This is a genomic window from Parabacteroides sp. 52 (assembly GCF_010500925.1).
GTDB lineage: Bacteria > Bacteroidota > Bacteroidia > Bacteroidales > Tannerellaceae > QVMG01.
In genome coordinates, this window is the sequence record NZ_QVMG01000010.1 from 30,579 (window position 1) to 51,702 (window position 21,124).

Below are 21,124 nucleotides of genomic sequence, written 5' to 3' on the forward strand. Positions count from 1 at the left end.
TCTTTCGGATGCCTCTTTCAATATCTTTGTATTCTCCGGAGTGCTGTAATCGTTGTAAACAGTATATGTATAAGGAATGGTAAACCGGGACGATGTTACCGCCTCCAGGGTTTGTAAAGTCAATTCTATCGAATCTTTTACAGGGGTAATAATATGGATTTTTTTCATTCTATATCAATAGTAAATGACTATATATGTATATGTCGGACACAAAGATAGTATAATTATCTCTGACCTTAAATAGAAAGTTGTTACCCTTCTGTTTTTTCTTGTAATTGCGAAGTCCAGGCTGTGGCTTGTTTCGAATGGTTTATATAATAGGTCTCTTCTTCGGATAATTGTTTTGAATCCATATACCAGGGTAAATGCTCTGCCTGATAGGGATAGGCGGTTCGGTAAGCTTCTATGTATCGGCTTCTGCTCAATCCGGAAAAGGGACGGTAAAGAGCAAATGTCGTATCTATAGGGGCGCGATAGAGTCCATCCGGAGTCAACCTCTGGTAATATTTCCCCTCCCAATCAATCACTTTATCTTTGTGGATATAGGTGTCAGGTATATTATCTATTCTCAGCGAAAAACCGATTTTTCGGGCAAAGGGATGTTTTTTTAATTCTTTCAAGAAGTAGTCGATAAAATCATCTGGGCAGTAAGTGGCCGGAACAACATCCGAATCCGTGTAAATATAATAGTCTTTACAGAATCTTTTTTTTAATTCCGACTTCCAAAGTGCTTTGTATCCTAGATTTTCATTTAGTCTAAAAACGGTAAAGGGACATTTTTCATAATAGGCCAATAGAGGAGGGTAGGTGGACTTATTATCTATTATATAAATATTATTATACCCTCTATCGGTTAAAGCTTCGATTAACTGAAGCATGGTTGTCAAACGATTGAAGTTATTGATGATAATAGGGATCTCTTTTCCTGTTTTAATCGGAGAGATCAGTGTATTCCTCAGAATAAGATAATAAAAAGAGACAACGAAGGCTTGTAGTGATTTAAATATACGTTTCATCTGGATGCATTGTAAATTGTAAGAAGGTTGTTTTTTGTCCTATCCATAGTGTGTTTACTTTCTCCCGAAATCTGCGGGGATTTCTCCCCATGCAGTAGTCTGCCACTTGAGGATCTGGGTGGAATATGTATTTGTCTTTAACCATTTTTCCGCCCGTTCAATCAGATCAAATATGGGTTCATTCTCCGGGATACGTTCTAAAAGTGTTTTTGCTTTTTTCTTTTGTACCCATTTAATGGCATTGACACTGTCTGAATAGACTGGCAAGTCACTGCCTTTCTGTTTCAGAAAGGCCAGTCCATGCACCAACGCCAGGAATTCGCCTACGTTATTCGTCCCTTTCTTCAAGGGGCCGATATGGAATAACTCTTGTTTGGTGGCGGTATAAACTCCCCGATACTCCATGTCTCCAGGGTTTCCACTACAAGCAGCGTCTACTGAAATGCTGTTCCATACAGGTGTGGCAGTGCCGGTAGTAGGGGTGTCGATCGTCAGTTTATGGGTTGCTTTGGGCGAAGATGCTTTTTTTAGGTATTCGTGATAGCCTTTTTCCAATGCATCGTCCGCTTCTTCCCGGCTGTCGAAGGATTTGTATTTGGCTCCTTCATAACCGGCAACCTGTAATTTACAATCCGTCCAATTGTCATAAATGCCAGGGCTGACACCGTTCCAGACAACATAGTATTTCTTTTTAGCCATAGCTCTTCCCTTATTCTATCTGAAATGATATTTCTCCCAGTGGAAGATTTTAGGTTCCTCTTTAATAAAAGGCATTACCTTTTCTCTTTCTTCTTCGGAGAGATATTGGGGAGTGGTGAAAGTTGCTGTCAAAGTGTGTGTGTCCGGATGAAGTTGGTAGTGTATCAACTCCATATCCAACCGGGAAATAATATCGAGGTATTCATCCGTTTTCTCTACATTGTCTTTGATAAACCAGGAAGAAGGTAATGGACTAAAAAGATCGGAAGAGGTTAGTGGTTCCCAGGCTGTGGAGTAGAATGCAACCTGGCTATCCGGCGCAGGGCCGTATACTGTGGTGGAAACACAAACGATATAGGTGTTATTTATCAAGGGCAGTAGTTTCATTTCTACTGTACTCCGGTCTGTGGTCTGTAACAAAAGATAATCGGGGGTAAGCTTTTTCAAGACGGAATATCCGTTCATCATATTTTGTAACCGGGCTTCTTTCCCGGAATTGTATAGGTCAACCAGGTCTTTTCGCCAGGCATTTTCCAATTGGGGTAAATATTGATCGGGGATATTGATAAAAACAGTAGCCATATCCTGGGCTTTGCCACTCCAAAGGATAAGGCTAAGTAGTAATGTGATAATATAGTGTCTCATTTGTTCTTCTTCTTTTATTAACGAGGGGCAATCTGAGCAATCCTCCAGATGGAAAGCCCAATGAATGCTTTTTCATGAACAAAGATAGTATAATAACTATTATCGTGTGCTTTAACAAATGAATATCCTCCCTAAAAACATTAAAAAGTGCCTGAATGGGCACTTCTTAATGTGTTACAAACCCTCTTGACTTTTATCTATTTTTCAATTGAAGAGTGAACGCTAAAAGATAGAACACCCCTATCACCATCACAGAAAGCGCACCCAATTGGCTTTGCATGGCATCGGAAGCCACTCCCATGATCAATGGGAATACCGTTCCTCCGAAAAGTCCCATAATCAATAAGCCGGACACTTCGTTCTTTTTATCCGGACGGTGCAATAATGCCTGCGACATAATCACTGGGAAGATATTCGAATTTCCGAAACCGATCAGACCGATACTGATATAGATCGAAGTTAGATCATGCAGGAAAAATAACCCACCGAATCCAAGGATCATACAGACCACACTGACCAGGAAGAACATTTTCGAGGAATATTTAGCCAGAATAAAAGTACCCAGTAGGCAACCGATCGTTCGGAAGAGAAAATACACGCTGGTGGCATACCCCGCTTCGGAAAGATCCATTCCCAGCCGTTCGATCAGTATCTTCGGCGCTGTCACATTCACCCCGACATCGATTCCCACATGACACATAATGCCCAGAAAAGAGAGTAGGATAATCTTATCACCCAACAGGGCAAAACATTGGGCGAAGGTCGAAGTTTCGCCTTCTTCTTTCGGTTCCTGGATCTGCGTAAAACCCAGGCTGAGAACCGCCAGTACGGCCACTACCATAAAGATGGGGAAAAGATATTTCCAGTCGCCCAGCGAAGCCGCCGCCCAAGCAGCAATGATCGGTGCCAGGAAAGAGGCAATGGCTTTGACAAACTGTCCGAAAGTCATGGTGCTTGCCAATCGCTCATTGCTGACGATATTGGAGATCAACGGGTTTAAGGATGTTTGCATCAACGCATTCCCAATGCCCAATAAAGAGAAGGAGATCAGCATGGACACGAATGAATAACTAAGCATCGGCAACAGGAGGGAAACCGTCGTTACCGCCAAGCTAAGTAAAACCGTTTTCCGCCGGCCGATCTTATTCATCAACATACCCGTCGGCACCGAAAAGATCAGAAACCAAAAGAACACCATCGACGGAAAGATATTCGCCAGTGTATCGGAGAGATTAAAATCCGCTTTCACATAATTGGTGGCGATGCCGACCAGATCCACAAACCCCATCGCGAAGAAAGCGAGCATGATGGGGAGGAGTTTTAGGAGTATGTTTTTCTCTTTCATTCTTTTATATTTTTAGAAATTATAAGCCGGCCAGGCCCCTTGCCGGGTACAGACAAAAGCAGCCACTTCGACCGCCTTTTGATGAGCTTCCCGGAGCGATTTCCCGGTCAGGATCGAATAAACAAATGCACCGGAAAAAGAATCACCGGCACCCACCGTATCGACAACCGTCACACGGGGAGTTGGAATGGTTGATACCTCTTCCGGACTATAAATCGTACTGAATTTGCTTCCGCCGGTCAGAATCAGATAACGAAGGTTGTATTTACGGATAAACCACTGACAGACTTCCTCATCCGTACCTTCCAATTGAAACATAGGGCGAAGCAGCTCCAGTTCTTCATCATTCAGTTTAAAGATATTCGCTTTCTCCAGCGATGCTTCGATCAATTCTTTATGGTAGTAATGCTGACGGATATTAATATCGAAGAAACGTAAAGTCTCTTCTTTGGCATGAGAAAGCAATGTGGAGATGGTCTGGTGGGCTACGGGTGAGCGCTGCGCCAGCGTGCCGAAACAAATGGCATCCGCTTTTTCTACCAGTTCGATCGCCTGTTGAGTCAGTGGCAGATAGTCCCAGGCTACGCCTTCGACGATCGTGTACGTCGGACTTCCGTTGTTGAGCTCGACCAGTACGCTACTGGTCGGATAGGCTACTTTCTCAATATAATTATTGATATGGTTCTTTTCGAGTTCCATAATGATCTCCGTTCCGGACACATCATTCCCAACCGCACTGATGGCACAACCTTCGGCGCCCATCTGTGTGGCATGATACACGAAATTGATCGGAGCGCCACCCGCCTTTTTCTGATCCGGGAATACATCCCAGAGCAACTCGCCGATCCCGACAACTAATGGTTTCTTTGGTGTCATGGTATTCTATTTTAATTCTGTCACTTCAATGGATTGTACCTCTATTTGCCCGTTTTGGGTGAATAGTTCGATGGTATGGAACGGTTCCGACGGATAAAAGAGGTCGGTCATTGCAATCCGGTATCCGGCGGCAAAGAACTCAACCGAGCTGACATCGATGATCAGGTGCCAGTCGACCTGAGGTGTGTTGATAATATAAGGTACCCCATGCAAGCTGGAAAATTTATCCGAGAAAATCTCTCCCGTCGCGTTGGTCCGGTCGACATAGAATATCTTCTCCATATTGTCGTAACCGATCAACATATACTCGCCTTTATCGTTTTTTAGGCTGATACCGTATTTCGCCGGGAAGTTCATTTGGGTGTTGTTCTTCTGATCGAACGCCAGCTTGATCTCTATCGGTGCCTTTTCGAAGGAGAATTGTTCGGATAACAGATAACTGTCGGACACCTTTACCGTTCCCAGCTTGGCACTTTCGCCTTTCAACCATTCGATTTCTTTCACCGGTGTAGAGGTCAATAGATAGAGGTTACCATCTTTCACCAATCCCATCTCCCGGGGGAAGGTAGCCGCACCACTCCAAGGCGCTGTCGGTTCTTTTCCCGCATATTGCCAGTTGTTCATCCAGCCAATCAGGATCCGGCGGTTATCCGGCGCATCCGACCAGGTCACCCCGGCGTAATTGTCTTTCCCGTAATCCATCCACAGGGTTTCTTTCTGATCGGACGTGAACTTTTTACCGTCGAAATCACCCACGAAATACTGCGCTGCCGAACCTCCTGCCGGTCCTCCGGGATTGATATTCACGATCAATACCCATTTCTCTTCTTCCGAATCTTTCACTTTCAAAGGAAACAGGTCCGGACATTCCCACACACCGTCGTGACTGCCTTTGCCTTCGCCGAACTCGCTCAGGTAATTCCAATCCAAACAGTTTTTCGAACCATAAAAACGGATCACTTGCCCGGAGGCAATACTCATAATCCATTGCCCGGAAGCTTCATGCCAGTACACCTTGGGATCACGGAAATCCCGTATACCCGGATTCTTAACGATCGGGTTCTGTTCATATTTTGTCCAATTTCGTCCTTTGTCCGTGCTGAAAGCGATGGCCTGCGATTCGATATCGATCTCACCGGCTTTCTCTTTTTTCATATCATGATACGTAAAAAAGGCGATCAGCGGTGGATTGTCGGCACTGCCTAAACCAGAGGTGTTATTCCAATCGACCACAGCGCTCCCGGAAAAGATATATCCTTTATCATCCGGATAGATCGCTATCGATTGGTGTTGCCAGTGAACGAGGTCTTTGCTAGTAGCATGCCCCCAGTGCATAGGCCCCCATTGAGTATCTTCGGGGTAATGTTGATAAAACAGATGATATTCCCCTTCGTAGTAGACCATCCCGTTGGGATCGTTCATCCAGCCGCTGGCCGGAGAGAAATGTACCTGTGGGCGGTACATTTCCTGAAATTCTTTTGTCTCTTCCTGTGCATCTTTTTGACTACTCTTCCCACTGCAAGCGCAAAGAACACAACAAGCCAATATATATATGTATGATCTCATCATTTACAATTAACAATTTATAATTAACAATTAATCCCACCCATAATTTTGTTCATACAACTTCTTGCTAAAGTTGATCTGCGCTTTCGGAATGGGGAAATACTCATCCCGGTTTTTGGTAAATTTCGCTTCTTGTATAAAAGCACCACGCCGGGTCTTTTCGACTGCAAAATAAGTATTTACTGTTTCAGCTGCAATGCCCCAGCGTACCAGGTCGAAGAAACGATGTCCTTCCTGAGAGAATTCCAGGCGACGCTCGAAACGCAATGCCTTCCGGGCGAAATCCTGTGTCCAAGCCGGACAGTTCACTCCGGGACGATACACATCGACATTGAATTTACCGATCGGATCGCCTTGCACATCCACCAGACGTCCGGTACTGTTCGCCGCGCGTTCGCGGATCGCATTGATCAACGCCAATGCTTCATCCTGACGTCCGAGTTCGATCAATGCTTCGGCTTGCCACAAAACCACATCGTCGTAACGGATCACATCCCGGTTTTTGGAGCTCGACATAAAAGGATCCGCTTTGGCAAAACAAGGACAATCGGGCAATACCGTTTCTTTCATCGACATGAACGGACCGTATGTTTGCGGGCTGCGGTTCCAGTCTTCCTGGAAGATAAATTCCGGATTGTATTTATACGGCAATCCAGGGATGGCAACGGTGTGATTCAGGCGAGGGTCGATATTGTTCATTTGTAAATCATCCGGTGTAGTGATGCTCTTGTCATTAAACGTATCCAACAAAGGTAATCCTTTTTCATCCGTACGGAAGGCGTTTACCATGTTTTGTGTCGGTTGGTGGAAACCGCAACAGCCATATTCCGGATTCATCGGATAATTCAGCATGGCTCCCCAGTCCAAACGACCGCGCAGCGTACCGTCGCTATGAGAATGTTGGATGGCAAAGATCGATTCGCTGCCATTTTCTGTTTCGCAAAGGAAGTTTTCCGCAAAATCTTTGGCCAACGAATAGCGGCCGTCCAGGTTTTTGCAGAGAGTGACCACTTCTTCCAATTTAGTACGGTTGATATTAGTAACATTATGTTTCTCATCCTGTTCGTAAGCCGAATACAACAACGCTTTCGCCAGATAGGCTGTTGCCATTCCTTTATTCGCTCTCCCGGTATCTTCGTTATTATCGGGCAGGTTTTCCATGGCGAAACGGAATTCGGATACGATCTTATCCCATAATTGCGCGTCGGAATATTCAACGTTCGAGATATTGATATACTCTTCGGTCGGGATTGTCTCGTCGACATAAGGCACCTGTTTGTATAAGATCTTCAATTCGAAATAGTAGTGAGCGCGCAGAAAACGCATCTCCGCTTCCCGGATCTTTTTCTTCGGATATTCACTTTCCGAGATCTCGACGATACGCGCTAATGCATCGTTCGCCCGGGCGATATTGATGTATTGTCCGTACCATTTCTGATCCAGGTAACCCAGGTCGTCGCGCATATATACGAAGGTCTCAAACGTATTGAAGTCGCCCATATCGCCCGGGCCGTCACCCCCTTTGTGGGAGTCGCCGCTGCGAAGGTCGCCATAAGGCCAAAGAGCATTCATCCCACGTTGATAATTATCATTGCCAAGTGAAGAGTAAGCGGCAATAACCATTTTCTCAATTTCAGCCGGAGTATTTAACGTTTCCGAGCCGGCCACCCCTTTGGGTGATTCATCCAGGAACGAGTCGCAAGCGGTTGCGGAAAGCAACAAGGCGCAAGATATTGTGATATATTTAAGTGTTTTCATTTCGATTATAAATTTGAATGATCAATTAAAAAGATACATTGATTCCCACCGTGAAAGAGCGGGGCACCGGATAAGCAAACCGGGGAGTTTCCGGATCGACTCCGGTGAAAGCATCTTTACCCCATCCTTTTTTGAATGTCAGCAGATTTTGTCCGGAGATGTATATCCGGGCACTTTCCATACGAGCCGCTTTCAGGAGGTTATCCGGCAGGCGGTATCCCAATTCGAAGTTGGCCAGTTTGAGGAAAGAGGTGTTTTCCACAAAATAATCAGAGGTACGGATCTCGTTGTTCACATCGCTACCGGATACGGCCGGGATGCTGGTGTTGGTGTTGTCCGAACGCCAGCCGTCCAACAGGCGGGTACCGTAGTTCTGTCCTCCGAAGAAACCGAAAAAGTCGGTAAACTCTTTCAGTGAGTTATAGGTATATGAACCCACTTGTCCGTTCCAGAACATAGAGAAATCAAAGTTTTTCCAGGATGCCGAAACATTGAGTCCATACAGGAAGTCCGGATCTTCAACACCTAACCAGGTACGGTCTTCGTCGTTGATTTTTCCGTCGTTGTTCAGGTCTTTATAGCGGATGCGTCCCAGTCCTTTACCCGGCTGTTCGGCATGCGCGTCGATCTCTGCCTGCGAATTGAAAAGGCCGTCGGTGACATAACCAAAGATTGATTTCCAGGGGCGCCCCAGAATCGTCTGGTCATTTCCGTTACCCGGATAAGAATTGATTACGTCTTCGGGCAGTTTGGTGATTTTATTGCGGTAGCTGGCGATATTTCCGGTGATAGAAAGATCCACTTCCCCAATCTTCTGATTGTAAGTCAGGGCAAATTCCAATCCCCAGTTCTCCATGCTGGCACCGTTCACATAACTGTCGCCGCCGAATCCGATAGTCGCGATATAAGGTGGTTTCACCAGGATATCATCCGTCTTTTTCAGGAAGTAATCGATCGATCCGATAAATTTCTGATCGAGAAGGCCAAAGTCGATACCCGCGTTGTGTTGCGTCGTAGCTTCCCATTTGAGGTTCGCGTTGGGGCGTTGTGTGCGGAGGAATCCGGAAGGGAGGGTGCCTTGATTATTACCATAAATATCATAGGCTGTACCCTGATCGCGCTCCCAGGTCGGGTCGGTGTAATAGCGTGCCTGATACAATCCGTAAGCGGCATAGTTGTCGATTTCCTGGTTACCGGTCATCCCCCATCCATAGCGGAGTTTGAGGTCGGATACTACATTCTTCGCACTTTCGAAGAAGGCTTCTTCACTCACTCGCCAGCCTAAAGAGAAAGCAGGGAATGTCCCCCAGCGGTTATTCGTACCGAAACGGGAAGAACCGTCCCGGCGCAGGGTGAAAGAAGCGAGGTATTTATTGTCGTATGCATAGTTGATTTTGCCGAAAAATGAAGAGAGGGCGTATGAGGTGGCGCCACCGCTATTGCGGAAATTCACCTCCCCGGCCGAGAGATACATATAATCCGGTGTTTCTAAGACGAAGCCATCGCGGCCGGCCGACATTTCTTCGAAACGGTATTTCAACATTTCCTGTCCGACCAATAAGTCGAAATTGTGTTTACCCAGATCGAATTTATAATTCAGGGTATTACTCAATATCCAGTTGCCCCCGTAGTTCGCATGCGTATCCAGACGGGCTGTTTCGTCGGAAAGGAATCCCGACTGATAACTTTTTTGCATATTCCGCTGCCAGAAAGCGGTGTAATCGATACCCAGTTTCGAACGGAAGTTCAGTCCTTTCAGGATCTCCACATCGAGGCTGACATCACCGAATAAACGAAATACATCTTTGTAATTATCCTTGTTGTCTTCGATCATACGGATCGGGTTTTGCCGGTCGCTCATATTGCTTGCCGGTCCACCCCAGCCACCTTCCATATCATGGACGGGAACCAAAGGCTGGATCAGGCGGGCGCGATCCTGTAGGTTGGCGGCATCGAGCGCCGATTCGCGTGTTTTCGATAACGAAAGATTTTCGCTGATCGTCACCCGGTCGTTGAATAATTTGTAGTCGCTGTTCAGACGGGCTACGATCCGGTTGAAATAAGAACCTTTGATTGTTCCTTTGTTTCCATAATAATCCGCGGAGAACAGGACACGACCTTTTTCATTCCCGTTGGTAACCGTCAGGTTGTAATTTTGGATAAATCCGGTACGACTGATTTCTTTCACCCAATCGGTATCGGTCGCTTCCATCGCTGCAACACCGCCCACGTAAAGGTATTGAGGCAGATTCACCTTGTCTAACACCTTATGACCATTACTGTCGGCATGCCACTCGAAGGTGTAATTCCCATAGTTCGGGTCGTTGCCATCGGTCATAGCAGCCAGCCATTGGGCTTGTCCGCGCTGTTCCGAATTTAATAAGTCGACCGAACGTTGCCATTGGGCAGCGGTCAATGAAGTACGGAAATCGACATGCGTGCCGCCGGCTTTCCCTTTTTTAGTGGTGACGATCACCACCCCGTTGGCCGCGCGTGATCCGTAGATACTGGCGGCGGATGCGTCTTTCAATACCTGGATCGATTCGATATCGGAGGTAGCAATCTCATTCATAGAACGGCTGCTAGGCACACCGTCGATGATATACAACGGCTTACTATTCCCCAACGTCGAAACACCGCGCACCTTCACATCCACATCACCCGTCGGATTTCCCGTATTGGTGATATGTACGCCCGGCACACGTCCCTGCAAGGACTGCATCGCGTTGCTGGTATTGATGGTTTTGATCTCGTCCATCTTCACCACGGAAACCGCTCCGGTCAGGTCGGCTTTCTTTTGGGAAGAATACCCCGTGACAATCACATCGCCCAGCGTCTGCACATCTTCTTTTAATACAATGTGCAGCGGAGAGCCGCTCTCGATCAATACCTCTTGTGTGATGAAACCAATGTAACTGATCTGGATCGTTGCCCCTTTGGGTACGGAGAGCGAAAAATGCCCGTCCAGATCGGTAACGACACCATTGGTGCTTCCTTTCTCAATAACCGAAGCACCAATAACCGGAAAATCATCTGTTCCGGATAGAACTGTCCCTTTGACAGACAGTTGTTGCGAATAAACTACCTGTGTAATAAAAAGCATCAATGCCCATATACACAATTTACTGATAGGTGATGTTTTCATAAAATAACTATAAAATGTTTGACATGATATTTTGAAACAAAATTAAGGGAGGACGGTAGAACGAAGTATAACAAATCAACTTTGGTCTATGACAAATGTCACATAGGTGACAAATGTGATCGTAATGTGACAAATGTGATCGTTTTAGCCCTTTCGTTTCCGGTATTTTTGTATGTTTGTAATTGACAGTTGTATGATATGCGCTATATTCAGGTTTTACTCTTGTTAATCTTTGGAAGTGTTATACTGATAACCACCTCCTGTCGTTCGCCACGGTCCGGCAAGAAAGAATATGTGATCGGACTATCACAATGTATGCTCGACGACGCTTGGCGGCAGACGATGATCCGCGAGGTGGAGATTGAGGCTTCCATGTACGATGACGTGCGTTTGGAGATACGCAATGCGGACACCAATAATCAACAACAAATTGAACAAATACGGGAGTTGATACGTATGGGCGTGGATGTACTTATCATCTCCCCGAATGAATCTGATCCCCTGACCGCTGTTGCCGAAGAGGCTTATCGCGCCGGCATACCAACGATTATTACCGACCGGAAAATCAACAGTGAGCTTTACACCACTTTCGTCGGTGCGAATAATTACACGATTGGCAAAGATGCCGGTCTCTATGCCGCCAGCCATTTGTCGAAAGGTTCCGTTATCCTGGAAATATGGGGGTTGTCAACCTCTTCTCCTGCGCAGGAACGGCATATCGGATTTACAGATGCCCTGATGGGACGCTCTGACCTCTCTTTTATCAAATTGGATGGAGAGTGGCGCTACGATACGACCTCGATCCGAATCGCCCGGATACCGTTACCTGAAAAGATTGATTTTGTTTATGCCCACAACGATATGATGGCTATCGCCGCCCGGGAGTTTTTTGTGCAGAAGGATTCGGTTGAAGGGAAAAAGCTGCATATCATTGGGGTCGATGCCGTACCGGGTGCCGGTCTCCAGGCTGTTGCCGATGGATTGATCACGACCTCTTTCCTCTATCCTACCGGTGGTGCACAGGTGATCAAAGCTGCCATGCAAATACTGCGGGGCGATAGTATTCCCAAATATATACCTTTATCCATTTCGCAGGTGAATGCCAATGCTGCCCGCACCTCTCTGTTGCAGTCGGAGCGAATAGAGAACTACCAGCAACAGATCGAGGCGCAACGCTCCCGCTTGGATGGTCTGTTCACCCAATACCGTTTTTTGCAGAACTCCCTATGGATCATCTCTGTATTGATGATCGGTTTTGTTGTGCTCACCCTCTATGTGTTTTTTATCAACCGGAAAGTGCGGCTGACCAACCGAGCGCTTCGGGAGACCAACCGCAAAGAAGAGGAGCAACGAAAGAAACTCATTGCCCTCAATGCGGAGATCAAAGAGGTGACGGCGCAAAAGTTGCAATTCTTTACCAACGTATCCCATGAGGTGCGTACGCCATTGACATTGATCCTGGCACCACTGGACCGATTGATCGGGCTGATGCAGGAGTCGCCTTACTTCTCCGATCTGCAGTTGATCCGGAAGAACGCCGATCGCCTGTTGCGTGTGATCAATCAGATACTCGATTTCCGAAAAATAGAAAACGATCAGGAAGAACTGAAGATACGGGAGGTCGATATGGTAAATTTCACCCGTGAAGTGATGAGCTATTTCGATAGTATGGCGCAGGTCCGGCAGATCCGTTATCGTTTTCTCTCCGAAAGCAAAGATTGCCGTATCTGGATTGATACGGACCAGATGGAAAAGGTCTTGGTCAACCTGTTATCGAATGCCTTTAAGTTCACCCCGGAGAATGGGGTGATAGAGGTGGCTTTACAGGAGGAAGAGGACCGGGTGTATCTGCTGGTACGTGACAATGGCGTGGGTATCAAACCGGAGAGTCAGGCGTATCTCTTCGATCGTTTTTATACGGAACACCGGACAACCGGCACAGGTATCGGCTTGCATTTGGCAAAGCAATATGTACAGATGCACCACGGCGAGATATCCGTGCAGAGCCAGACCGGCGAAGGTACTATCTTCACCGTGTTATTAAAGAAAGGAAAGGAGCATTTTTCGGAGGAAGTGATGCAAGAAATGTTGATCTCCCCTTATGCCTACGAGGCGTCCCAACTGGATGACACGGAAGCGCAGGAGCTGTTAAGCCAGTCGTACACTTATCCGATCCTGATCGTAGAGGACGATGAGGAGGTACGTGCATATCTAGAGAAAGAGTTGCAGGAGCAGTTCCCAGTTTTTGCTGTTGCCAACGGAGTAGAAGCCCTAGCAGTACTTGAAAAGGAAGAAGCCGTCTCGTTGGTGTTGAGCGATGTCATGATGCCGGAGATGAATGGGTTCGAACTCTGCCGTGCGATCAAAACCAACCTTTCCTATAGCCATATCCCGGTGATCCTGCTCACGGCATTGACCGATGAGAGGCAACGCCTCTACGGAGTCGCCCGAGGAGCAGACGGGTATATCCAGAAGCCGTTTGATATTCGTTATGTGAAGGTGAAGATCATCCGTTTACTTGAAGAGCAGAAACGACTGCGCGAGCAATTACTCCGTAAGCTACAGGAAAACCAGCTGTTGATTGCCGAACCGGAGAAAGCGGAGAATATCGACGACCAATTCCTGCGTCGCCTATTGGCGCGGCTGGAAGAGGTGTATACCGATTCCGAGTTCAATGTGGAACGTCTGAGTGATACGCTCGGTCTCTCCCGTGGACATTTACACCGGAAAGTGAAAGAATTGACAGGTATCTCACCTGTCGACTTTCTGCGTAACTTCCGCTTGGCTAAAGCAGCCGAATTGCTTCGCGGTCATGCCTTGTCTGTCAGCGAGGTGGCCTACCAGACCGGCTTCTCTTCACCCGCCTATTTCACCAAATGTTTCAAGGCAGTCTACGGCGTTATTCCCAAAGAATATTAATGCGGTAAATCATTTTCCACGTAAAAGAGATACGGATTCTTGGGGTGTAAGAACAATTGAAGAACCTGTTTAATATGGTCATCGTGTGCCCCAATAGATGAATAGCATCCCTAATAATACCAAGAAGAGGTCGAGCACCTTGTTCTTTAAGTTTTTTTCATGGAAGAACAAAGCTCCCGCTGCAAAGGTAACCAGTACATTGCTGCGACGAATCATGGATACGATGGATATCATTGAATCGGGGAAACTTAAGGCATAAAAGTAAATCCAGTCGGCTATGATAAGGAATACCGATATGAAGATAATGTTCCAATGCCACACAAAAGGAGTTGTTTTCTTTCGCCTCGGATACCACAGAAACAACAGGATCAAGGTCATCATAATGCATTGATACACATTAAACCATACCTGCACGGTCATTACATCCAGACTTTTCATCAAATGTTTGTCATATAAACCGCTCATCGACCCGGTTATAACCGACAGGACGGTATAGAATATCCATTTGTTATGTGAAAAGTGTATGCCTTCTTTTTTGCCGGAAGAGGATAAAAGATAAAACGACGCAATAGCCAGTATAACCCCGATCCATTGATACATATTCAGGCGTTCTCCGAAAATAAGCATTGCCCCCATCAGAGTAAGGACCGGTTGGGTGGCTTTGATAGGGCCGGTGATTGTTAACGGTAAATGTTTGATGCCGAAATAGCCGAATAACCAAGAGGCCAATACAATAACTGCTTTGATAAATACGGCGATATGTGTTTCCCAGGAGACCTGAGGCACATAGAACATAGTCCCGTCCAGCAAGGGGGTAAAGAAAGAAAGACATACGAAAGGTAACAAGATCAGACTGCTGATCAATGTGTTTAAGAATAAGACGGGTATGACCGCGTTATTCGTTAAAGATACCTTTTTGTTTACATCATAACATCCCAGCAGAAAGGCTGAGAGAAAAGCTAAAGCAACCCACATAATTGTTTAATTGATAATTAACTCTGTTCTGGTTCCAGAATAAATACGGTGTCGGGATAGGTGACGTTCTCAAGGAATAAGGCATGTCCCGGAGCCGAGGTTCCCGCGTTGCCCCGGTTTTTGGACTCGATAACCTGACGAAAACCTTCGAGGCTTAACTTTCCACGCCCTACTTCTAACAGGGTACCGACAATCGCACGTACCATATTTCGTAGAAACCTATCGGCTGTGATGGCGAATACCCATACATCGCCCTCCTGTTCCCATTTGGCATAAGTGATACGGCAGTTGTTGGTTTTTACATCCGTATGGAGTTTACTGAAGCTGGTGAAGTCGATGTATTCGTACAAGATAGAACAAGCCTGGTTCATCGCTTCGAAATCGATTTTGCCATGAATCCGGTAAACCTGTTCGTAATGGAACGGGTCTTTCTTTTCCGTCAGGTAATATTTGTAGGTGCGGGAGGTAGCATCAAATCGGGCATGGGCTTCGGGTTTGACACGAACCACCCGGTAAACCACAATATCTTTCGGTAGGATCCGATTGAGTTTATCCGCCAGGAAATCCAGATCTGCAAACGGTTCTTCCCAATCGAAATGAGCAGCCATCAGGTGGGCATGCACTCCTGCATCCGTACGTCCGGCACCGGTCACCGGCACTTCCCGTCGCAAATAAGTGGCTAAAGCCTCTTCCAATGTTTGTTGCACGGTCACCCCATTGGGTTGCACCTGCCACCCGCAATAGTTTTCCCCGTTATAGGCCAGATAAATAAAGTATCGGTTCACTCTCTTTATTTGTTTTGAACGGGGCAAAGATAGTGAAAGCCGAGCACAGAAGCAAGCTTGCTTGATTATGTTGAGGCGCATCCTGTCTTCGACTGCACAATCAAAGGTCGTGTTTTTTTATTACTCCGCCTTCACGCTATCGACCGGATTGGCATTGGCGGCACGGTAGCTTTGGTAGTAGACGGTCAAGAAAGAGATCAAGAGGCAGAATAATCCCGCACCGATAAAGATCAAGGGGGAGAGACTGATCCGGTAGGAATAGTCCATCAGCCAGCGTCGCATGATATACCACACCAAGGGAGTGGCGATTACAAAGGCGATCCCAACATAGTTGAGGAAGGTAAAGATCAGACGTTTCAATACCTGGCCCTCACTCGAACCGAACACCTTACGGACCGCGATCTCCCGTGAACGTTGTTGAATGAAATAAGTAGACATGGCGAGTAACCCTAACAAGGAAATCAGGATCGCAATCACGCAGAAGATCATCACGATCTTCGCCGTACGGCGCTGCGAAGAGAAGGAGTTCTCGACCTGGTCTTCCATAAAGTATCCTGGCATTTCAAGATCCATCATCTTCTCGTATACCTCTTTGACCTGTTCAAAGGCGCTCTTCGGATCGCCATTAATCTCGATGAGGATATCCCAGATCCATAGCCTATCACCACTTCTTACCATCACCTGCGTCGGTGGCAGATCAGCCAAGATATTGCCCATCCGGAAATCTTTCAATTTGCCGGCGATAGGTCTATCCAAGTCACGATATTTAAAACTGGGCGTATCATCACTGATCATCAATTCCCGGTACGCCTGTTCGTTCAGGTAAACGCCATCTGCCGAAGCCAATTGGTTATCCTGTAATACCTCAAAGCCAAACAGCGAGAAATAGGTGCTGTCGCCCATCAGCGTTTGGAAAGAGATATTCCGGTCTTCGTAACGCATCGTGTTGTTATTACCCCGGCTGAAAGGGGTGCCGGCGCCATACGCCACCCGGTTGACCGAAGCCAATTGGCTCACCTCGTTGCCAAAAGCATAGATCCGCTCCCGCGATTGGAAATGATGGGAAGAGATATCAATGATGTTCTTCATATTGTAGCCCAACGGCGCATTGATCATGTGATTGATCTGCAAGACCATCGTCATCGAAGCAGCGATCATCATAATCGTAATCACATTCTGAAACGTAATGAATATCTTAGAGAACACCATCTTTGTCTTTGTCCGGAAACCGCCGCGCACAATATCGATTGGCTTCGAATTGGAGATGATCCAGGCAGGCAATAAGCCGGAGGTAAGGCCCAATACGACAATCACTCCGATGGCAATCAACGCATTCACAGGCGTAAGGGTTTCCGTCAGATCGATACGCGTCTGCAACAGATCGTTAGCAAAAGGCAGTACCGCCAACGCCAGCAGAAAACCCAATACAAAAGAGAAAAGCGACAGCAGGGTCGACTCCATAATCAGACGGCTGAACAGTTCCCCGCGTGAGGAGCCCAACAGTCGCCGCGTTGCCATCTCTTTGGCACGCTTCCCGGTCTGTGCTACTGTCAGGTTGATATAATTGATCACGGCAAACAATAGGATCAGGATACCTACCGACATCAGGATCATCACAAAGTCCCAGTCGCCTCTCCGTATATTCGTCCAGGAACCGACCTCTGAGAAATAAATCTCCTCCCACGGATAGAGTATCACCTGCTTCTCCGGATAATTCTTATACCACCAGAAGATCTTCGAAAAAAACGCCTTCACATCGGGTAGCTTCGCGTGCAGGTCTGCCCCTTCTTTGACTAACACAAACAGATTCGCTCCCGTAGCGTTATTAAACTCTTCGGAAGCAAGGGAAGAGTTGAAAAAACGAATGTTTTCTATACTCAATAATATATCCGCTTCCGGAAAAATCGAGTTCTTGATGTCTTTCATAATGCCATTGACCGTCACGACCACCGAGTCGTTGACATGGATCATCTGCCCCAGCGGGTCTTCACTGCCAAAGGCTTTGCGGGCAAACGACTCCGAGACCACTGCATAATTGGGCACTTCGATCACCCGTCGGGTATCACCGATCAAGAGCGGGTAAGAGAATACATCAAAAAAGGAAGTATCTGAGAAAAGCAAACCTGCCTTCATTGTCATATCTTTGATCTGTATCGGCTGATCCTGAAAAGACGAGACAACCGGGACGATCTCCTCGATCTCTGGATAGCGGCTTATCAGATGTTTCTTCAGTCGCCAATGCGAACCAATCGTCTCCTCACTGCCCAGGGCATACACCCGGTCCGCCTTTTCCTGGCCTTGATTGACAGACAGCTCCTGCTGGGTATAGACCGCAATCAGGATCACAAACATCAACGAAACGGATAAGCCGAAGATATCGATGGCCGTATAGCCTTTATTTTTCCGGAGAAACTTAAAGAAAGACTTAAAATTCAACAGGTTGTTCATGAAAGGAACTATAAAATATTAATATTATCTATCTATATGCAAAGAGTGTGCCAAAAAGGATAAATAGATGAAAAATAAATAATTAAGAAAAAAGCTGTATGATGTTGATGTCTAATAATTGGACACTATTGTAAAAATATTTGACATTTATCGCTACTTTTGTTTTCAATCTTAAAGAATCAACAAATGCAGATGGATGCACAATCAGGCCTGGCTTTGAAGTTTATACAAAACACCGGGACACATCTTTTCCTTACGGGAAAAGCAGGTACCGGTAAAACGACTTTCCTGAAAAAACTGAAAGCTCTTTCTCCCAAACGGATGATTGTGACAGCTCCTACCGGTGTGGCGGCTATCAATGCGGGTGGGGTGACCATCCATTCGTTTTTTCAATTGCCTTTTGGTCCTTATCTCCCGGCAGCCGGTGATCTATCTGACAGGCAGAACCGTTCTTTTACCCATAAGTTTAGTCGCGATAAGATCAATATCATCAAAAGTATGGATTTGTTGGTTATTGATGAGATCAGTATGGTGCGTGCCGATTTGTTGGATGCCATCAGCGATGTATTGCGTCGCTACCGGGATAAAAACAAACCCTTCGGAGGAGTACAGTTATTATTGATCGGGGATCTGCAGCAATTGGCTCCCGTAGCCAAAGAAGAAGAATGGAGCCTTTTGAAACAGTATTATGCCTCTCCTTATTTTTTTGACAGCAAAGCATTGATGGAAAGCAATTATTTCAGTATCGAACTGACACATGTGTACCGGCAGAACGATGGAGACTTTCTGCAATTGTTGAATAAGATACGCGACAATCAACCGGATGAAGAGACTATACAGCGGTTGAACGAACGGTATATCCCCGATTTTGCGCCGGATGATAAAGAGGGATATATCACCCTTACAACGCATAACTACCAGGCACAACACCTGAACACGCACAAACTGACTGCACTTCCGGGGGAAACCTATACCTTTATGGCGGACATTGTCAATGACTTTCCCGCTTATTCTTATCCAACGGATGAAAAACTTGTACTCAAAACAGGGGCACAAGTGATGTTTGTGAAAAATGATTCTTCCGGCGAACGCAAATACTACAATGGGAAAATTGGGAAAATCGTTTTTATTAATTCCCAGAAGATCATTGTCTCGGATGAATTCGGGCAGGATATCACTGTCAATAAAGAAACCTGGCAGAATGTCAAATATACGATCAACGAAGAAACCAAAGAGATTACGGAGACCATTATCGGCTCCTTTTCCCAATATCCCCTGAAAACGGCCTGGGCTATCACCATTCATAAAAGCCAGGGTTTAACCTTTGAACGGGCGATTATTGACGCGGCATCGGCTTTCTCACACGGACAGGTGTATGTGGCCTTAAGCCGTTGCAAGACGCTGGATGGCTTGGTGTTAAACAGTCGGTTGACGCGCAATGCCTTGGTTTCGGATAACCGGATTGAACAATATACTTCTTCGTTGGAACAGCGGAAGGCCAAGGACGATTATTTATTGCAGGCACAACAACAGTATTACCTGAAGTTGGTGATCGAACTGTTTGATTTCGAGATGATTCAGCAGCGGTTGCAATATGCTGCCCATCTGGTGTATACCCATCTGAACCGCTTGTATCCCGAATGGGCCGGCCGCTATGTCAACTGTCGGGATAACTTCCGGTCGGAGATCACGGAGATTGGCGTGCGTTTCCAGCAACAACTCAAACGTATGATCCTGGAATCAGCCGACTATGAATTGGATACGCATATAAAGGATCGTATCGAGAAAGGGACTGCCTACTTCCTGGAGAAGATGGAAGACTATGCGGCTACCCTGATGAAAGGCACCCATGCGGAGATAGACAATAAGGAAAACCGTAAACTGATCACCCTTGCTGTTAAGAATCTCTCCGAGGAGTTGATGCTTAAGCTGTTGACCCTTCGTGCCTGTCGCAAAGGTTTTTCGGTCTCTACTTATCTTTCTGCCAAAGCCAAGGCGCATATAGAGCCCGATACGCCTGTAAAGAAAAAAACAGGTGCAAAAACAACCCGTGCGCCCAAGGCAACGAAAGAACAGGATGTGCCGGCAGATTCTTACGACGATATCAAGAATCCCCAATTGTATGAAGCACTCCGCCAATGGCGCAACGAGCAAGCCCGTCAAAAAGGACTGCCTGTGTATACCATCCTCCAACAGAAAGCCCTGATAGGTATAAGCAATCTAATGCCTCGCACCAGCCGGGAGTTTTTATGCATATCCGGTGTCGGTAAAAAAGTATGGGAAAACTATGGCGAAGAACTACAAGCCCTTGTGGAAAAGTATAAATAGGTAGAAAAGATTCCCCCTTACTTATTTCTTTGATAAAAAAAGTATACAAAAATACCCCTGTAGATTAAACGATTGCCATCCGCTTGCGTCTATATAAACAGACTTTTTTATGTTTAATCTAAAATGAATAAAAGAAATGAAGAAGGTTTTATTTGTATGCTTGATGGTGCTTATGAGCTCCGTCGCCCTGGTTGCGCAAAACAATAACAATATGCAGGAACGCATGAAAGAGCGCATGGAGAATTATATCAAAGAGTTGAAACTGGACGAGAAAAAAGCAACGGATTTTCGTAAGGTCTATACGGATGCTTCTGAAAAAATGCAAAAGGAAATGGCAGGCATGCGTGATGCAGGCAATCAGGACCGCGAAACGATGCGCACTAAAATGACTAAACTGACGGAAGAACGGGATGCGGAAATTAAAAAAATCCTCTCTGAAGACGAGTTTAAGAAGTTCAAAGAATTGATCAGTAAAGAACCTCGCCGCAGACCGCGTAACTGAAATGCCGGAAAATAGGTAGGTGTTCACAAGACTATTTTCCCCTGAAAAATAAAAATGCCGACAATCATCAGCAAAATTGCTGACAATTGTCGGCATTTGTGCTGATATATATCGGCA

Annotated in this window: 14 protein-coding genes and 1 pseudogene; 3 read left to right on the forward strand and 12 right to left on the reverse strand. The window is 46.1% G+C overall.

Going from position 1 to position 21,124, the window contains the following annotated elements; translation table 11 throughout:
- From D0T51_RS12300 to D0T51_RS07415, 9 genes and pseudogenes are all read right to left on the reverse strand, one after another.
- Positions 1-168, reverse strand: a pseudogene (locus D0T51_RS12300) (glycosyltransferase family 2 protein); the annotation flags it as partial.
- 83 nt (positions 169-251) lie between these two features.
- Positions 252-1,016, reverse strand: a complete 765-nt coding sequence (locus D0T51_RS07380; RefSeq protein ID WP_163727334.1) for a glycosyltransferase — start codon at positions 1,014-1,016, stop codon at positions 252-254.
- Positions 1,017-1,070: 54 nt separating this feature from the next.
- A complete protein-coding gene (locus tag D0T51_RS07385) occupies positions 1,071-1,715 on the reverse strand; it encodes a viroplasmin family protein (protein ID WP_163727337.1) in 645 nt (214 codons plus the stop codon).
- Between the two features lie 15 nt (positions 1,716-1,730).
- Complete coding sequence (locus D0T51_RS07390) at positions 1,731-2,360, reverse strand: DUF3256 family protein (RefSeq protein ID WP_163727340.1); 630 nt, start codon at positions 2,358-2,360, stop codon at positions 1,731-1,733.
- A 193-nt stretch (positions 2,361-2,553) separates the two neighbouring features.
- Entirely contained in the window at positions 2,554-3,705 is a 1,152-nt protein-coding gene (locus D0T51_RS07395) for an MFS transporter (RefSeq protein ID WP_163727343.1), read from the reverse strand.
- 12 nt (positions 3,706-3,717) lie between these two features.
- On the reverse strand, positions 3,718-4,581 hold the full coding sequence (locus D0T51_RS07400; protein WP_163727346.1) for a carbohydrate kinase: 864 nt from the start codon (positions 4,579-4,581) through the stop codon (positions 3,718-3,720).
- 6 nt (positions 4,582-4,587) lie between these two features.
- Positions 4,588-6,150, reverse strand: coding sequence for a glycoside hydrolase family 32 protein (locus tag D0T51_RS07405; RefSeq protein WP_203583342.1), 1,563 nt, complete (start codon positions 6,148-6,150; stop codon positions 4,588-4,590).
- A 27-nt stretch (positions 6,151-6,177) separates the two neighbouring features.
- Complete coding sequence (locus D0T51_RS07410) at positions 6,178-7,905, reverse strand: RagB/SusD family nutrient uptake outer membrane protein (protein ID WP_163727349.1); 1,728 nt, start codon at positions 7,903-7,905, stop codon at positions 6,178-6,180.
- 25 nt (positions 7,906-7,930) lie between these two features.
- The gene (locus tag D0T51_RS07415) at positions 7,931-11,050 is read right to left on the reverse strand and encodes a TonB-dependent receptor (RefSeq protein ID WP_163727352.1); all 3,120 of its coding nucleotides are present in this window, start codon (positions 11,048-11,050) and stop codon (positions 7,931-7,933) included.
- 198 nt (positions 11,051-11,248) lie between these two features.
- On the opposite strand from D0T51_RS07415, the gene D0T51_RS07420 reads away from it, so the two are divergent.
- Positions 11,249-13,969 (forward strand): substrate-binding domain-containing protein, encoded by a 2,721-nt coding sequence (locus tag D0T51_RS07420; RefSeq protein ID WP_203583343.1) that lies wholly within the window; start codon positions 11,249-11,251, stop codon positions 13,967-13,969.
- A 78-nt stretch (positions 13,970-14,047) separates the two neighbouring features.
- Here D0T51_RS07420 and D0T51_RS07425 read toward each other — a convergent pair whose 3' ends face one another.
- The 3 genes from D0T51_RS07425 to D0T51_RS07435 all read right to left on the reverse strand — a co-directional run bounded on the left by D0T51_RS07425 (position 14,048) and on the right by D0T51_RS07435 (position 18,177).
- Entirely contained in the window at positions 14,048-14,944 is an 897-nt protein-coding gene (locus tag D0T51_RS07425; RefSeq protein ID WP_163727355.1) for a DMT family transporter, read from the reverse strand.
- A gap of 17 nt (positions 14,945-14,961) precedes the next feature.
- A complete protein-coding gene (gene truA / locus D0T51_RS07430) occupies positions 14,962-15,729 on the reverse strand; it encodes a tRNA pseudouridine(38-40) synthase TruA (protein ID WP_280778844.1) in 768 nt (255 codons plus the stop codon).
- A 120-nt stretch (positions 15,730-15,849) separates the two neighbouring features.
- Complete coding sequence (locus D0T51_RS07435) at positions 15,850-18,177, reverse strand: FtsX-like permease family protein (RefSeq protein WP_163727359.1); 2,328 nt, start codon at positions 18,175-18,177, stop codon at positions 15,850-15,852.
- 186 nt (positions 18,178-18,363) lie between these two features.
- On the opposite strand from D0T51_RS07435, the gene D0T51_RS07440 reads away from it, so the two are divergent.
- A complete protein-coding gene (locus tag D0T51_RS07440) occupies positions 18,364-20,505 on the forward strand; it encodes an HRDC domain-containing protein (protein ID WP_163727362.1) in 2,142 nt (713 codons plus the stop codon).
- A gap of 136 nt (positions 20,506-20,641) precedes the next feature.
- A complete protein-coding gene (locus tag D0T51_RS07445; RefSeq protein WP_163727364.1) occupies positions 20,642-21,007 on the forward strand; it encodes a hypothetical protein in 366 nt (121 codons plus the stop codon).
- Positions 21,008-21,124 lie beyond the last annotated feature (117 nt).

Bases quoted from the DNA above. Each gene is read 5' to 3' on its own strand.
- D0T51_RS07395 (WP_163727343.1), bottom strand. From the start codon at position 3,705: ATGAAAGAGAAAAACATACTCCTAAAACTCCTCCCCATCATGCTCGCT.
- D0T51_RS07405 (WP_203583342.1), bottom strand. From the start codon at position 6,150: ATGATGAGATCATACATATATATATTGGCTTGTTGTGTTCTTTGCGCT.
- D0T51_RS07390 (WP_163727340.1), bottom strand. From the start codon at position 2,360: ATGAGACACTATATTATCACATTACTACTTAGCCTTATCCTTTGGAGT.
- D0T51_RS07435 (WP_163727359.1), bottom strand. From the start codon at position 18,177: ATGAACAACCTGTTGAATTTTAAGTCTTTCTTTAAGTTTCTCCGGAAA.
- D0T51_RS07380 (WP_163727334.1), bottom strand. From the start codon at position 1,016: ATGAAACGTATATTTAAATCACTACAAGCCTTCGTTGTCTCTTTTTAT.
- D0T51_RS07420 (WP_203583343.1), top strand. From the start codon at position 11,249: ATGCGCTATATTCAGGTTTTACTCTTGTTAATCTTTGGAAGTGTTATA.
- D0T51_RS07400 (WP_163727346.1), bottom strand. From the start codon at position 4,581: ATGACACCAAAGAAACCATTAGTTGTCGGGATCGGCGAGTTGCTCTGG.
- D0T51_RS07385 (WP_163727337.1), bottom strand. From the start codon at position 1,715: ATGGCTAAAAAGAAATACTATGTTGTCTGGAACGGTGTCAGCCCTGGC.
- D0T51_RS07410 (WP_163727349.1), bottom strand. From the start codon at position 7,905: ATGAAAACACTTAAATATATCACAATATCTTGCGCCTTGTTGCTTTCC.
- D0T51_RS07415 (WP_163727352.1), bottom strand. From the start codon at position 11,050: ATGAAAACATCACCTATCAGTAAATTGTGTATATGGGCATTGATGCTT.
- D0T51_RS07440 (WP_163727362.1), top strand. From the start codon at position 18,364: ATGCAGATGGATGCACAATCAGGCCTGGCTTTGAAGTTTATACAAAAC.
- D0T51_RS07445 (WP_163727364.1), top strand. From the start codon at position 20,642: ATGAAGAAGGTTTTATTTGTATGCTTGATGGTGCTTATGAGCTCCGTC.
- D0T51_RS07425 (WP_163727355.1), bottom strand. From the start codon at position 14,944: ATGTGGGTTGCTTTAGCTTTTCTCTCAGCCTTTCTGCTGGGATGTTAT.